The following is a 14,915-nucleotide window of genomic DNA, read 5'->3' on the forward strand; positions in this document are numbered from 1 at the left end:
CATCGCCGAATGTGACAGTTGTTAGAGTTCGCGTCAACAGGAGGGTTCGGAGCCTGTGGAAAACCCGTCGCCGCCGCCCCCGTAGCTCTCAGGCATGGCATCCCCTACGGACCCGTACATCTGAGGTCTGATGCGAAGACGGCTCTGAGGTCTGACGATTTTCGTGGCGTGCGTCACTAATTTCGATGACGTGACTGTGATCGCGACCGAAAGCCTGAGCAAGCGGTTCCCCCGGGTGACCGCTCTTGACCGGCTCTCTGTGGACGTCGGGCCCGGTGTGACCGGCCTCGTCGGAGCCAACGGGGCCGGCAAGTCCACATTGATCAAGATCCTTCTGGGTCTGTCGCCCGCCACGGAGGGCCGAGCCGAGGTGCTCGGCCTCGACGTCGCGAGCAAGGGCGCCGCCATCCGCGAGCGGGTCGGCTACATGCCGGAGCACGACTGCCTGCCGCCCGACGTCTCGGCCACCGAGTTCGTCGTGCACATGGCCCGTATGTCCGGCCTGCCGCCCACCGCCGCGCGGGAGCGCACCGCGGACACCCTGCGCCATGTCGGCCTGTACGAGGAGCGCTACCGCCCCATCGGCGGCTACTCCACCGGCATGAAGCAGCGCGTGAAGCTCGCCCAGGCCCTCGTCCACGACCCCCAGCTGGTCTTCCTGGACGAACCGACCAACGGCCTCGACCCGGTCGGCCGTGACGAGATGCTGGGCCTGATCCGCCGCATCCACACCGACTTCGGCATCTCGGTCCTGGTCACCTCCCACCTGCTGGGCGAACTGGAGCGCACCTGCGACCACGTCGTGGTCGTCGACGGCGGCAAGCTCCTGCGCTCCAGCTCCACCACCGACTTCACGCAGACCACGACCACCCTCGCGATCGAGGTCACCGACACCGACGACCACCCGGACGGCACCCGCGCGGTCCGCGAAGCGCTCCACGCGCGCGGGGTGGACGTCCTGGACGGCGACAGCGGCCTGCCGGGCGCCGGCCACGTCCTGCTGCTGACCGCGCAGGGCGAGGACACCTACGACGTCGTCCGGGACGTGGTCGCCGACCTCGGCCTCGGCCTGGTGCGCATGGAACAGCGCAGGCACCACATCTCCGAGGTCTTCACAGACGGTGACGCCACCAACGACCAGCAGCGGAAGGAGGCCGTCGGCCATGGCAGTTGAGCACCCGGTCACCGCCCCCTCGGGTGACCAGACCCGCATCCACAACATCGGCTACCGCAGTTACGACGGTCCGCGGCTGGGCCGCGCCTACGCCCGCCGCTCCCTCTACTCGCAGTCCCTGCGCGGCGCCTACGGCCTCGGCCGCTCGGTGAAGTCCAAGGTGCTGCCGATGCTGCTCTTCGTGGTGATGTGCGTACCCGCGGCCATCATGGTCGCCGTCGCGGTCGCCACGAAGGCCGACGAACTTCAGGTGGGCTACACGCGGTACGCGATCATCATGCAGGCCGTCATCAGCCTGTACGTCGCCTCGCAGGCGCCCCAGTCCGTCTCGCGCGACCTCCGCTTCAAGACCGTGCCGCTGTACTTCTCGCGGCCCATCGAGACCGCGGACTACGTACGCGCGAAGTTCGCGGCGCTCGCCTCGGCGCTCTTCGTCCTGACCGCCGCCCCGCTGCTGGTGCTGTACATCGGCGCGCTGCTGGCCAAGCTGGACTTCGCCGACCAGACCAAGGGATTCGCTCAAGGACTCGTCTCCGTGGCCCTGCTCTCGCTGCTCTTCGCCGGTCTCGGCCTGGTCATCGCCTCGGTGACCCCGCGGCGCGGCTTCGGCATCGCCGCCGTCATCGCCGTCCTGACCATCTCCTACGGCGCCGTCTCCACGCTCCAGGCCATCGCCGAAGCGCAGAACAGCACCGGCTCCATCCCGTGGATCGGTCTCTTCTCGCCGGTCACCCTCATCGACGGAGTGCAGTCCGCGTTCCTGGGCGCCACCTCCGCCTTCCCGGGCGGGATCGGCCCCTCCCACGGGGAGGGCGTCGTCTACGTCCTCGCCGTCCTCGGCCTCATCGCCGCGAGCTACGGCCTCCTGATGCGCCGCTACCGAAGGGTCGGACTGTGACCACGCTCAGCATCGACCACGTCTCCCGCTGGTTCGGCAACGTGGTCGCCGTCAACGACATCACCATGACCATCGGCCCCGGCGTCACCGGCCTGCTCGGCCCCAACGGCGCCGGAAAGTCCACTCTCATCAACATGATGGGCGGCTTCCTGGCACCCTCCACCGGCACCGTCACCCTCGACGGACAGCCGACCTGGCGCAACGAACAGATCTACCGGCACATCGGCATCGTCCCCGAGCGCGAGGCGATGTACGACTTCCTCACCGGCCGCGAATTCGTCGTCGCCAACGCCGAGTTGCACGGCCTGGGCGCCAAGGCCGCGCAGAAGGCACTGGCCACGGTCGAGATGGAGTACGCGCAGGACCGCAAGATCTCCACGTACTCCAAGGGCATGCGCCAGCGCGTCAAGATGGCGTCCGCCCTGGTCCACGACCCGTCGCTGCTGCTGCTCGACGAGCCCTTCAACGGCATGGACCCGCGCCAGCGCATGCAGCTCATGGACCTGCTGCGGCGGATGGGCGACGAGGGCCGCACCGTGCTGTTCTCCTCGCACATCCTCGAAGAGGTCGAGCAACTCGCCTGGCACATCGAGGTCGTCGTCGCGGGCCGGCACGCGGCAAGCGGCGACTTCCGCAGGATCCGCCGTCTGATGACCGACCGACCGCACCGCTACCTGGTGCGTTCCAGCGACGACCGCGCGCTCGCGGCCGCGCTGATCGCCGACCCGTCGACGTCCGGCATCGAAGTCGACCTCGCCGAGGGCGCGTTGCGTATCCAGGCCGTCGACTTCGGCCGCTTCACCGCGCTGCTGCCGAGGGTCGCCAGGGACCACGGCATCCGGCTGCTGACGGTCTCGCCGTCCGACGAGTCCCTCGAGTCCGTGTTCTCGTACCTGGTCGCGGCGTAGGAGGCCCTGATGTACGACCCCACAGTCGCCCGGCTCACATACCGGGCTCTGCTCGGCCGTCGCCGGGCCCTCATCCTGGGCGCCCTGCCCCTGCTGCTGATCGCCATCTCCGTGGTGGTGCGCGGCCTCGCGGGCGCCGACGACCAGACGGCGTCCGACCTGCTCGGCGGGCTCGCACTCGCCACGATGGTGCCGATCATCGGCGTCATCGCGGGCACGGGCGCGATCGGCCCGGAGATCGACGACGGCTCCGTGGTGTACCTGCTGTCCAAGCCGCTGAAGCGGCCGACGATCATCTTCACCAAGCTGATCGTGGCGGTCGCGGTGACGATGGTCTTCTCGGCGCTGCCCACGCTCATCGCCGGCTTCATCCTCAACGGCAACGGCCAGCAGATCGCCGTCGCCTACACGGTGGCCGCGCTGGTCTCCTCCATCGCCTACGCGGCGGTCTTCCTGCTGCTGGGCACGGTGTCCAGGCACGCGGTGGTCTTCGGCCTCGTCTACGCCCTCGTCTGGGAGGCACTGTTCGGCTCCCTGGTACCGGGTGCGCGCACGCTCAGCGTCCAGCAGTGGTCGCTGGCCGTCGCCCACAAGGTGGCGGGCGGTGACCTCGTCACCTCGGACGTCGGACTGACCACGGCGACGGTGCTGCTGGTCGTGGTGACCGTGCTGGCCACCTGGTACGCGGGACAGAAGCTGCGGGCGCTGACGCTCGCCGGCGAGGAGTGACCGGACCCGCAGGGGCGCGGGGCGGCCGTCCTTGACGGTGGCTTCACCCGCGCCCCGGCACACTGGGCGGAACGAATGGGGCGGGGAGGGCGGGATGGCGGACGACGATCCGGAGAGCGGCGGTCGCGAGCGGTCCGAGGGCGAGGTGTGGAACGACCTCGTGCTGGACGAGGACTTCATACGGGCCGCCGGTACGTCCGAACCCTCCGCACGGGCCCGGATGCTGGCCGCGCGCTGGCGGGCGGAGGAGCCCGAACCGCAGCCTTGGCGCTCCGACGACCCGCCCGCGGGCTGGTTCTTCAGCAAGGCACGCCGACGCAGGTGGCGCCGCCGGTAGCCGGCCCCCGACCCCGGCCCTCGCACGGGTGTTTTATTCGGTGGCGCCCAACTCGTCCCCCGGGCACAGTGGTTGTACCCGCAGGGCCGGAAGGGGTCCGGTCCCACAGACTGGGAGGAGCTCGACGATGTCCATGCACGACAGTCCGTCGAGTTCCCTTCAGGGCAGCCAGGGGCGGTTCCGGAGCAGTTAGCCCTCCGTCGAACCCGTTCCGTACAGGGGAGCTGCCCGGGGCGGCCGCTTCGAGCACGCGATTGTCGCTCTCGCGTGGGCCGCCCACCCGGAGGATTGGCCGAGAGGCAAGGCACCGGCTTGCTAAGCCGTGGTCGGGGGTAACCCCGCGCACGTTCGATCCGTGCATCCTCCGCGAGACGTTGTCACTGGGACTGGGCGGGAGTTGTGCGGGGCGCGCGGCTTGGCGCCCACGCGTGGCACTCGTGTGGGGTTCACGCGGGCGCGTTTACGTGTGCGTGTAGGTGCGCTCTGGCGCTGGTGCCGGTGCTGTCAGCAGTTCGGGCGCGGGTGTGTCGTGGCTGGTCGCGCAGTTCCCCGCGCCCCTGATCGCCTACGGCGATCGTCGGGCCCCGGTGGCGCCGGTGTTCTCCTGGGCCTGCGGTTTCCTGCTTCTTGTCGGCTGCGGCGATCGCGCGCGCTCTTGCTTTCGTGCTTGCGGCCCTGGTGGCCCACGGCTATCGGGGGCCCCGCGTGTTTCCGCGGTACGGGTACCCATGCCGTGGCGGTCCCCGGAGGTCTACGCGGGCAGCATGCCTTCCAGGGTTACGGCGATGCCGTCGTCGTCGTTGGACGTGGTTACCGCGTCGGCTACGGCCTTCAGTTCCTCGTGGGCGTTGGCCATGGCCACGCTGTGGGACGCCCAGGCGAACATCGGGATGTCGTTGGGCATGTCGCCGAAAGCGATCGTGTCGGCGGCCTTCAGGCCGAGACGACGGGCCGCCAGGGAGAGGCCCGTCGCCTTGGAGAGGCCCAGGGGGAGCAGCTCCACGATGCCCGCGCCGGCCATCGCGACCGTGACGAAGCCGCCCGCGGCCCGCCGGGCCGCCGCGGCCAGCGCGTCGTCCGACAGCTCGGGATGCTGTATGTAGATCTTGCTCAGCGGGGCGGACCAGAGGTCGGACGCGTCCGTGAACGGCGTCGACGGCAGGGCGCCGGTGACCGCGTAACCGGGGCCGACCAGCACGTCCCCGTCCAGGCCGTCACGGCTGGCCGCCAGGTACAGCGGGCCGACCTCCGCCTCGATCTTGGCCAGCGCCACACCGGCCAGCTGCCGGTCCAGGGTCACCGAGGTCAGCAGGCGGTGTGCGCCGGCGTCGTAGACCTGGGCGCCCTGGCCGCAGACCGCGAGACCGTCGTAACCGAGGTCGTCGAGGATGTGCCGGGTCCACGGGACCCCGCGGCCCGTCACCACGATGTGCGCGGCGCCCGCCGCGGTGACCGCGGCGAGGGCGTCACGGGTGCGCCGCGAGATCGAGTCGTCGGAGCGCAGCAGCGTCCCGTCGAGGTCGGTCGCGACCAGGCGGTAGGGGAACGCGGCGGTCACTTGGCCACCGGCTCCAGGATCTCCCGGCCGCCGAGGTACGGGCGCAGCACCTCGGGCACGTACACGGAACCGTCGGCCTGCTGGTGGTTCTCCAGGATCGCGACGATCGTCCGCGGGACGGCGCACAGCGTGCCGTTGAGCGTGGCCAGCGGGCGGACCTGCTTGCCCTCGCGGACGCGGATCGACAGCCGGCGGGACTGGAACTCGGTGCAGTCCGAGGTCGAGGTCAGCTCGCGGTACTTGCCCTGCGTCGGGATCCACGCCTCGCAGTCGAACTTCCGGGCGGCCGAGGAGCCGAGGTCACCGGAGGCGACGTCGATGACCCGGAACGGCAGCTCCAGCGAGGACAGCCACTGCTTCTCCCACGCCAGCAGACGCTGGTGCTCGGCCTGCGAGTCCTCGGGCGTGACGTACGAGAACATCTCGACCTTGTCGAACTGGTGGACGCGGAAGATGCCCTTGGTGTCCTTGCCGTGCGAACCGGCCTCGCGGCGGAAGCAGGGCGAGAAGCCCGCGTAGCGCAGCGGCAGCTTGTCCGCGTCGATGATCTCGTCCATGTGGTACGCGGCGAGGGGGACCTCGGAGGTGCCGACCAGGTAGAGGTCGTCCTTGTCGAGGTGGTAGACGTCCTGGGCGGCCTGCCCGAGGAAGCCGGTGCCCGCCATGGACTGGGGGCGGACCAGCGCCGGGGTGAGCATCGGCGTGAAGCCGGCGGCCGTGGCCTGCGCGATCGCCGCGTTGACCAGGGCCAGCTCGAGCAGGGCGCCGACGCCGGTGAGGAAGTAGAAGCGGGAGCCGGAGACCTTCGCGCCGCGCTCGACGTCGATCGCGCCGAGGATCTGGCCCAGCTCGAGGTGGTCCTTGGGCTCGAAGCCCTCGGCGCCGAAGTCGCGGATCGTGCCGTGCGTCTCGAGGGTGACGAAGTCCTCCTCGCCGCCTACGGGCACGTCGGGGTGCACGAGGTTGCCGAGCTGCTGGAGCAGCTCCTGCGTCTCGGTGTCGGCGGCGGCGCGCTCGGCGTCGGCCACCTTGACGTCGGCGGCGAGCTGGCTCGCCTTCTTCAGCAGCTCGGCCTTCTCGTCCGCGGAGGCCTTGGGGATGAGCTTGCCGAGCGATCGCTGCTCGGCGCGCAGCTCGTCGAAGCGGACGCCGGACGACCTGCGTCGCTCGTCGGCGGACAGGAGGGAGTCGACGAGCGCGACGTCCTCTCCACGGGCGCGCTGGGAAGCGCGCGCACGGTCGGGGTCCTCACGGAGCAGGCGAAGGTCAATCACGCGGCCAAGGCTACCCGTGCGGGGTTGCGGCTCACGACACCATTCCGTACGGTGCGCGGCCCGTTCCGAATCATGGCTTACGTTCCGTTATGAGTGAATTGCCCAACGTGTCAATAAAAAGTGTCTCACTCCCTGGGACGGGGCACGTGGCGGGCGTCCCGTTGACTCGATTCCCTTGCGGGAGAGGGGACTTGGAGGAGGCGTTGTCCACAGGAGCCCACGCTCCCGAAAGAGTTATCCACAGGGTGTGCGAAAGATCTGTGGATATTGGAATGGATCATTCCGATACCGCCGTGCGGGGTAGGTAATTCCCTGCCCAAACCCGGCTCCACCCCACTTTCGGGTGGAAATGGATCGCCCCAAGGGATTGATCGAAGGAAACAGGTGGACGAAGGGTGACCCGGCGTGTGGGGGTCGCGGTGGGGTGCCGTAGGGCGATTTGTCGACTGGACGGCGCCCCGTTGTCGACTTGTCCCCAGGTCGAGAAGCGGGCCTGTGGATAACTTCTGTGGATAACGAAGATGCGCAGATAGGACCGGCCGGAACGGCTACTGGAACCGGCCGTCCTGGCAGCGCGCCAACCAGTCCGCCGCCGCCACGAACTCCCCGTCCGAGGTCCCGCGCAGCGGAGCCGCCACATCCGCCACGCTCACTTCCGCACGCGGGTACGAGCCCAGGAAGCGCACCTCACGGCAGATCCGCTTCAGCCCCATGAGGGCTTCGGCCATCCGGCGGTCGGAGATGTGCCCCTCGGCGTCGATGCAGAAGCAGTAGTTGCCGATACCGGCACCGGTCGGGCGGGACTGGAGCAGCATGAGGTTGACGCCCCGGGTGGCGAACTCGCCCAGCAGGTCGCGCAGGCCACCGGGATGGTCGTCGCGCTGCCACAGGACGACGGACGTCTTGTCCGCGCCGGTCGGTGCCGCGGGCCGGGCGGGCCTGCCCACCAGCACGAACCGGGTCTGCGCGTTCTCGGCGTCGTGGATCTCGGTCTCCAGGGCGGTCAGCCCGTACCGGGCGGCCGCGAACTCGCCCGCGAAGGCGGCGTCGTAACGGCCCTCCTGGACCAGCCGGGCCGCGTCCGCGTTCGAGGCGGCCGACTCCCAGGCGGCTTCCGGCAGGTTCGCCTTCAGCCAGTTGCGCACCTGCGGCTGCGCGGCCGGATGCGCGGAGACCGTCTTGATGTCCGTGAGCTGCGTGCCGGGCCGGACCAGCAGCGCGAAGGTGATCGACAGCAGCACCTCGCGGTAGATCATCAGCGGTGTGCCCGCGACCAGCTCGTCCAGGGTGGTGGTGATCCCGCCCTCGACGGAGTTCTCGATGGGCACGAAGGCGGCCTCGGCCTCGCCGGTGCGCACCGCGTCCAGCGCGGACTGCACCGACACGTACGGGATCAGCTGCCGGGTGGCCGCCTCCGGAAGCGTGCGCAGGGCGACCTCCGTGAAGGTGCCCTCGGGGCCGAGATACGCATAGCTCGCTGGCATGACCTCACCCTAATGGCCCTTGCCGAAGCAGGTGTACGTGTCTCAAGACAGCCCCACGCAGGAATGAATCCACCCGAGGAGGCGTAACTTCCCGCTCCCGGACGTCACGGCTTCCGGACGCCCCGTTTCCGGACCGGAAGCGGGGCAACCTGACGCCCCCGGACTCGAAGCCCCCCGACTCGAAGTCTTCCGACCTCACGCCTCCAGCAGGCGCTGCCCCACGTACTCGCCCTCCGCCGCCCCGCCCGGGACAGCGAACAGACCGCTCGATTCGTGGCGGACGTACTTCGACAGGGCGTCGCCGCGGTCCAGTTTGCGCTGCACGGTGACGAAGCCGCGCAGCGGATCCGCCTGCCAGCAGACGAACAGCAGGCCCGCGTCCGGGGTGCCGTCCGGGTCGATGCCGTCGTGGTAGGAGAAGGGCCGCCGCAGCATGGCGGCTCCGCCGTTCTGGTCGGGGCGGGTGATACGGGCGTGCGCGTTGATGGGGACGACCAGATCGCCGTTCGCGTCGGTCTTCTCCAGGTCCATCGCGGTCGTCTCGGTGCCGCCGGACAGCGCGGCCCCGTCGGACTTGCGGCGCCCGATGACCTGCTCCTGAGCCTTGACCGACAGCTTCTCCCAGTCGTCGAGGAGCATGCGGATACGGCGTACGACGGCGTAGGAGCCGTCGGCCATCCAGGCGGGGTCCTTGGTGCTGTCCGACGGGACGAAGATGCGCTGGTCGAAGTCCGCGTCGGCCGGCTTGGGATTGCGGGTGCCGTCCATCTGACCCATCAGGTTGCGGGCCGTCATGGGGTGGGCGGTGGCGCCCGGCGTCCGGTTGAAGCCGTTCATCTGCCAGCGGACCTTGGCCGCCGTGCCCGCGTCCTTCTGGATCGCGCGCAGGGCGTGAAAGGCGACCAGGGCGTCGTTCGCGCCGATCTGCACCCAGAGGTCGCCGTTGCTGCGCGCCTTGTCGAGGTGGTCGGAGGAGAAGTCGGGGAGCGGGTCCAGGGCGACCGGGCGCTGCTTCTCCAGGCCGGTGCGGCTGAAGAAGCTGTTGCCGAAACCGAAGGTGACCGTCAGCGAGGAGGGTCCCGCGTCCCGGGCCACGTCGGTGTCGTCGGTGGCTGCGGCCTCGCCCGCCATCAGCCGCCGGGCCGTCTCCGACCAGCGGCGCAGCAGAGCGGCGGCCTCCTTCCGGCCCGCGCCGGCCGCGAGGTCGAAGGCGACGAGATGGCCGCGGGCCTGGAGGCCCTGGGTGATGCCCGGCTGATGTTTCACGTGGAACATCGCCTCGTCGGCGCCGATCGAGGACAGCGGAGTCGCCTGCGAGGGTGCGGCCGTGTAGCCGACGGCCCCGCCGGCCGCGCCGAGCACGAGCCCGGTGGCACCGGCGGTGCCGAGCAGCCTGCGCCGCGTCAGCCCCTCGGGGGAGGGGGCTTCCGAGGGGACACCCTCTGTTGCGTCCACGGGCGGGCGGGCCTCGGGGAGGGACTGCGGAATGGACTGGTCGGGCATGGTGCGGTTCAGCCGATCTGCGCGTTCTTGGAGACGGTCACCTGGTCGATGTCGGAGGTCCGCACGGTCACGGAGATCTCCCACTCGCCGGCCATGGGGATCTGCACCCCGTTGGCCGACCAGTGGCCGGTGGTGATGTGGTCGGGGACGACCGGCAGCGGCCCGATGTCCTTGGCCTCGAGGGTGAAGGCGACCTTGACCTCGGGCACGTCGAAGGCGCGGCCGTTGGGCCGGGTCACATAGACGTGCATCTCGTTGGCCCCGGTGCGCGCGGGGTCGAGGTCGACGCTGACCACGCCCTTGCCGTCCGTGCCGCCGGTGTCGAACGACATGTCCAGTGTGAGGGCACCCGACGCGGAGTCCGCCGCGGAGGACGAGGAGGAGGACGAGGCCCGGTTGGCAGCGGCGGCGTCCTGTTCCGTGCGGCCGGGTTCGGTCGACGTCAGGACGGTGGTGACGGCGAGCACCACGACGGCGACGCCGGCCTCGGCGAGCACCGAGCGGCGCAGGCCGAAGCGGTGGGTGTCGGAGTCCCGCAGCCGCTTCTGCCGGGTGGCGTCGACGGCGGCCTGCTGCCGGGCGAGCTGTGCGGCCCGCTCGGTGCTTTCGGAGCCGGGCGCGGCGTCGCCGGACGTCTGCTTGGCGGTGTCGGTGGTCCCGGCCGATGCCGTGACGCGCTCCTTCTCGGGTGCGGGCTTCCGTACCGCTTCCTCGGTCGTCGGGTCCGCCAGCCGTGCCGTCCACCGCCGCGAGATCCACGCGACGCCGACGAGCAGCGCCACGAGCCCGATCTTGAGGAGCAGCAGCTGGCCGTAGCGGGTGTCGGTGAAGGCGGACCAGGAGCCGAGCTGGCGCCAGGACTGGTAGGTGCCGGTGGCGACCACGACGAGAACGCTGCTGAAGGCCAGCCGGGAGAAGCGGCGCGCCGCGGGTGCCTCGACGGGCCGGTCGGCGGGCGCCCGGTACAGGGCGAGGAGGAGGGTGGTGAGTCCGCCGAGCCAGGTCGCGACCGCCAGCAGGTGCAGCACGTCGACCGGCATGGCGATGCCCGGCTGCAGTCCGGTCGAGGCGTGCTCGGCCATGGCCCAGCTGGCCGCGAGTCCGGCGGCCACGACGGTTCCGCCGATGGCGAGCCCGAAGGTCAGGTCCCGCTTCTCCTCGCCCTCGCGCTTGTCGTACGCGCCGAAGAGCACGGCGATGAACAGCGCGGCCGCAGCGAGCAGCAGCAGGCGTGACACCAGGGCCGCGCCCGTCTTGGTCTGCAGGACCTCCCCGAGGAGGTCGAGGTCGAAGACGTCGCCGAGCTTGCCGGAGCTGGTGTAGGAGCCGCGCAGGAGAAGGAGGAACAGGGTGGCCGCGGTCATCGCGACCCAGCCGGTGACGACGAGCCGTTGCAGGGCACGTACTCCGGTGCCGCGCTGCCAGCAGGCGAGCACGAAGGCGGCCCCGCCGGTCATCACGATGAAGCCGGCGTACGACGCGTACCGGCCGAAGCCGTAGAGCCAGCCGACGACGCCTCCGCCGGCGGCCTGGTCGGACACCGAGACGCTGGTCTCGGAGGGGGAGCCGATGGAGAAGGTGTAGGCGCCGGCGACGGGATGGCTGTCGGCGGACACCACCTGGTAGGTCACCGTGTAGGTGCCGTCGGGCAGCCCCGAGTGCAGTTGCACGGCATAGGTGGTGCCGCTGACCTCGGACGGTTTGCCGGTGTCGACCCGGGTGCCCTTGGGGTCCAGGACGCGCAGCGAGTCGTCGTTCATCGAGACGGTCTCGGAGAAGGTCAGCGACACCTGTGTGGGCGCCTTGTCGACCACCACCCCCTGTGCGGGGTCGCTGCCGGTCAGCGCGGCGTGCGCGGATGCGGGCCCGGCGCCGGCCAGGAGCGCACCGGTGACCGCCAGGAACAGCAGCACGAGCATCCGGACGCGGGGGGCGATGGTCTGCGTCAAGGTGGTCCCTCCCTCAGTGGCCGGTGTTCGGGTTGTACGTGGCGGACTCCACCGGCATCTCGACCTCGACGGGGTCGGACGCGGCGAAGTGCAGCTCGACGGTCACCGTCCCGCCCTGCACCGGCCTGCTCTTCAGCTTCTCGAACATCAGGTGGTTTCCGCCGCTCTTGAACACGAGTTGACCGTGCGCGGGCACGTCCAGGGACGTGACCTCCTCCATCGACGACCCGACGGTCTCGTGGAGGGTGACGCTGCCCGCCGCGGTGCTCGTGACGGAGGTCAGCTCGTCCTTCGTGCCGCCCTTGTTGACGATGGTCAGGAAACCGGCGGCCATGGTGTCGGAGACGGGCTGCGGGATGTAGGCGGCCCGGACGGACAGTTCCGCCGGCCCGCCGGAGTCCGACCCGCACCCGGTGAGCAGCAGCATCGCCCCGGTGATCACGGCGGTGGGCGCGGCGAGCAGCCGCACGGGCCCGGCGGACCTCACACGCCTCACGGGTTCGCGCCCTTGAGGATCTTGGGGAGGTCCTTGGTGTAGTCGTCGACGTCGGCGCTCTCGCCGTACAGGAGGTATCCCCCGTCGGTCTTCGGGGAGAAGGCGACGACCTGGGTGCCGTGGGTGGAGACGATCTTGCCGTTCTTGTCCTTGTGCGGTGCCTCGACGGAGATCCCGAGGGTGCGGGCGGCGGCCTGGATCGTCGCGAACTTCCCGGTCAGGCCGACGACCTGCGGGTCGATGCCCTTGAGCCACTTGCCGAGCGCGGCCGGGGTGTCACGGTCCGGGTCGGTGGTGACGAACACGACGCGCAGCTCGTCCTGGTCGGCCTGGGACAGCTGCTTCTTGGCGACGGCGATGTTGTTCATCGTCAGCGGGCAGACGTCCGGGCAGTTGGTGTAGCCGAAGTAGATGAGCGTCGGGTGGCCCGCGGTCTCCTTGCGGAGGTCGTAGCTCTTGCCCTGGGTGTCGGTGAGGACCAGGTCGGGCTTGGGGAAGGGCTGGTCGAGCACGGTCGCGGCCTGCTGCTTGCCGTTCCCGGAGACGACGGCGACGGGGCTGCTGCCGCTGTCGCCGCTGCCGCAGGCGGAGAGGGTGAGGGTGGCGGCGGCGAGCAGCGCGGCCACGGCGAACGTCTTCTTGCGCATAGAAAAATGTCCCAGATGTGTGAACTCCGGCGCGCACCGGGGGTACGGGGCGGGATGTACGACAGGGCGTACGGCCCGGTGCGCGCCGTCGAGGAGCAGGCGTCGGGCGACGGCGGCCGCCCGACACGGGGGTGTGGCTCAGGCCTCGGTCGTGGTCCGACGGCGGCCGGCGAGCACGCCGTACGCCACGCCGGCGGCGCCGACGACGATGCCGACCACGCCGAGGACCCGGGCGGTGGTGTCACTGGTGTCGGAGTCGGAGGCCGCCTCGGTCGTGGAGGCGGCCGCCTTGGCGTCGTCGGAGGACTCGTCGGAGGCGTCCTCGGCGGTCGTGCCGTGGGAGTGCTCGTCCTCGGAGGCGGCGGCCAGGGCGAGCACGGGGGCCGGGTTCTCCGGCTCCTCCGCGCCGTCCTCCTGGACCTCGATCCAGCGCACGACCTCCTTGTTGGAGTACGTCTGGATCGCCTTGAAGACGAGCTCGTCGGCGTCCTCGGGGAGCGCGCCGACGGAGACCGGGAACTTCTGGAAGTAGCCGGCCTCGATGCCCTTGCCGGTGGCGGTCCAGGTGATCTTGGTGACGGCCTCGGAGATCTGCTTGCCGTGCAGCTCGATGGGCTTGGCGAGCTTCGACTTGGTGACCTCGATCTTCCAGCCGTTGATCGGCTCCGGCATCGCGGAGGCCAGCGGGTGGTCGGCCGGGAAGGTGACCTCGAGCTTGGTGGTCGAGGCGTTGTCCCGCTCGTTGGGAACCTTGAAGTCGACGACCGCGTAGCCGCCCTTGGCGGCGGTGCCCTCGGCGGCGACGCTGACGTGCGCGAAGGCGGGCGCGGACAGGACGAGAACGGCGGAACCGGCGACGGCAGCGGCGGCGGCGACGCGGGAGGCGATACGAGAGGCCTTCATGACAGCGAGCACTCCACTCTGAGTGAATCTGCGGGTGGGAGAGGCGTGGGCAGCGATGTGCGCACGCGCGCGTGCCGCACGACGGCGGCCGTTCCCCCCGGATGTGGAGTGCTGGTCGTGTCGTGTCAGGCAGCGAGGACGAGAAGGGGTACGTCCGGCGGGCCGCGCCTGATCACCGAGTGCTGGAGTGCGGCGGTCCGGGGTGCGGGCACCGCCGCGAGCAGGGCGGGACGCGGGACACGCGGTCCCGCCCCGGGCGCGGCGGGCAGTCCGGCGAGCAGGGCGCGCACCAGCGCGAGCGCTCCGCGCAGGGAGCGTACGAGCGCCCCCTCGGCGACGCCGTGGGCCGACAGGGCGAGCAGCCGCAGCAGGGCCGTGTCACCGCGTCGCAGCAGCCATCCGGCGGCGACGGCCGCGAGGACGTGGCCGAGCAGCATGGGCAGGGACGGCAGCAGGGACATCGGCGTGCCCGCGGTGGTCAGGGCGTCCGCGGGATGATGCGCGGAACCCATCCCGCTCATGCCGCTCATGTCCGTACCGCCCCCGGCGGTGTGGACGGCGCCGCTCGGGTAGAGCCGCGCGTCGACGAGGATCCGCTGGGCCTGGGCGGGGCTGATCGCCGCCGCGGTGGCCCCGCACACCAGCCGGGCCGCCCGTTCGACGAGCGTGGCGTCGGACATGGCCGACGCCGTGGCGGTGGAGGCGGTTGCGGAGGCGGTGTGCTGGCCGAGTCCGAACAGCGTGTGCAGCACGGTCTGTCCGACCGCGAGCAGCACCGCTATGCCCGGCAGCGACCGCTCGCGTCCGGCGAGCGGCACCACGATCGCGAGGGCACCCAGGAATCCCGCGCCGAGCGTCCACAGCGGAACCGTGGCGCAGGAGGCCATGGTGTGCCCGGCCGCGGCCAGCACGACGCAGACCGCGGCGAACACCGCGGCCCGCAGCAGCCGTAGATCGCGACCTGAGCGCTCGCTGTGGGGGGCAGTCATGGCGGGGTCATCATCGCACTGGCCGCACCGCGGCCATACGGCAGGTCCACAAGATTCCGTACGATG

14 protein-coding genes and 1 tRNA gene are annotated in these 14,915 nt (G+C 70.7%); 6 read left to right on the forward strand and 9 right to left on the reverse strand.

The genetic code is table 11. The features are described 5' to 3' along the window. The first annotated feature begins 196 nt into the window (after positions 1-196). From QQM72_RS23780 to QQM72_RS23805, 6 genes are all read left to right on the forward strand, one after another. Entirely contained in the window at positions 197-1,174 is a 978-nt protein-coding gene (locus QQM72_RS23780) for an ABC transporter ATP-binding protein (protein WP_314223032.1), read from the forward strand. Next, entirely contained in the window at positions 1,164-2,072 is a 909-nt protein-coding gene (locus tag QQM72_RS23785) for an ABC transporter permease subunit (RefSeq protein WP_314222900.1), read from the forward strand. The genes QQM72_RS23780 and QQM72_RS23785 overlap by 11 nt, the downstream gene beginning before the upstream one ends. Beyond that, positions 2,069-2,980, forward strand: a complete 912-nt coding sequence (locus tag QQM72_RS23790; protein ID WP_314222901.1) for an ABC transporter ATP-binding protein — start codon at positions 2,069-2,071, stop codon at positions 2,978-2,980. The genes QQM72_RS23785 and QQM72_RS23790 overlap by 4 nt, the downstream gene beginning before the upstream one ends. A 9-nt stretch (positions 2,981-2,989) precedes the next feature. Next, the gene (locus QQM72_RS23795; RefSeq protein ID WP_020132774.1) at positions 2,990-3,709 is read left to right on the forward strand and encodes an ABC transporter permease; all 720 of its coding nucleotides are present in this window, start codon (positions 2,990-2,992) and stop codon (positions 3,707-3,709) included. A 94-nt stretch (positions 3,710-3,803) separates the two neighbouring features. Continuing rightward, positions 3,804-4,046: an SGM_3592 family protein gene (locus QQM72_RS23800; protein ID WP_314222902.1), complete on the forward strand. Its 243-nt coding sequence runs from the start codon at positions 3,804-3,806 to the stop codon at positions 4,044-4,046. Between the two features lie 282 nt (positions 4,047-4,328). After that, positions 4,329-4,413, forward strand: a tRNA-Ser gene (locus QQM72_RS23805). A 384-nt stretch (positions 4,414-4,797) separates the two neighbouring features. On the opposite strand, the gene QQM72_RS23810 is transcribed toward QQM72_RS23805, so the two are convergent. The 9 genes from QQM72_RS23810 to QQM72_RS23850 all read right to left on the reverse strand — a co-directional run bounded on the left by QQM72_RS23810 (position 4,798) and on the right by QQM72_RS23850 (position 14,849). After that, positions 4,798-5,604 (reverse strand): HAD family hydrolase, encoded by an 807-nt coding sequence (locus QQM72_RS23810; RefSeq protein ID WP_314222903.1) that lies wholly within the window; start codon positions 5,602-5,604, stop codon positions 4,798-4,800. After that, positions 5,601-6,878, reverse strand: coding sequence for a serine--tRNA ligase (gene serS / locus QQM72_RS23815; protein WP_314222904.1), 1,278 nt, complete (start codon positions 6,876-6,878; stop codon positions 5,601-5,603). Before serS ends, QQM72_RS23810 begins: the two co-directional genes overlap by 4 nt. Before the next feature lie 548 nt (positions 6,879-7,426). Next, entirely contained in the window at positions 7,427-8,362 is a 936-nt protein-coding gene (gene pheA, locus QQM72_RS23820) for a prephenate dehydratase (protein ID WP_314222905.1), read from the reverse strand. 195 nt (positions 8,363-8,557) lie between these two features. Next, positions 8,558-9,865, reverse strand: coding sequence for an iron uptake transporter deferrochelatase/peroxidase subunit (gene efeB / locus QQM72_RS23825; protein WP_314222906.1), 1,308 nt, complete (start codon positions 9,863-9,865; stop codon positions 8,558-8,560). 8 nt (positions 9,866-9,873) lie between these two features. Further along, complete coding sequence (locus QQM72_RS23830; RefSeq protein ID WP_314222907.1) at positions 9,874-11,814, reverse strand: copper resistance CopC/CopD family protein; 1,941 nt, start codon at positions 11,812-11,814, stop codon at positions 9,874-9,876. A 13-nt stretch (positions 11,815-11,827) separates the two neighbouring features. Further along, positions 11,828-12,283 carry a copper chaperone PCu(A)C gene (locus tag QQM72_RS23835; RefSeq protein WP_399078478.1) on the reverse strand — a complete coding sequence of 152 codons (456 nt, stop codon included), beginning with the start codon at positions 12,281-12,283 and terminating at the stop codon, positions 11,828-11,830. Between the two features lie 23 nt (positions 12,284-12,306). Then, the gene (locus QQM72_RS23840) at positions 12,307-12,957 is read right to left on the reverse strand and encodes an SCO family protein (RefSeq protein WP_314222908.1); all 651 of its coding nucleotides are present in this window, start codon (positions 12,955-12,957) and stop codon (positions 12,307-12,309) included. Between the two features lie 138 nt (positions 12,958-13,095). Then, entirely contained in the window at positions 13,096-13,860 is a 765-nt protein-coding gene (locus QQM72_RS23845) for a YcnI family copper-binding membrane protein (RefSeq protein WP_314222909.1), read from the reverse strand. Positions 13,861-13,985: 125 nt separating this feature from the next. Further along, positions 13,986-14,849, reverse strand: a complete 864-nt coding sequence (locus tag QQM72_RS23850; protein ID WP_314222910.1) for a hypothetical protein — start codon at positions 14,847-14,849, stop codon at positions 13,986-13,988. Positions 14,850-14,915: the final 66 nt, after the last annotated feature.

The organism is Streptomyces zaehneri, assembly GCF_032248645.1.
Lineage (GTDB): Bacteria > Actinomycetota > Actinomycetes > Streptomycetales > Streptomycetaceae > Streptomyces > Streptomyces coriariae.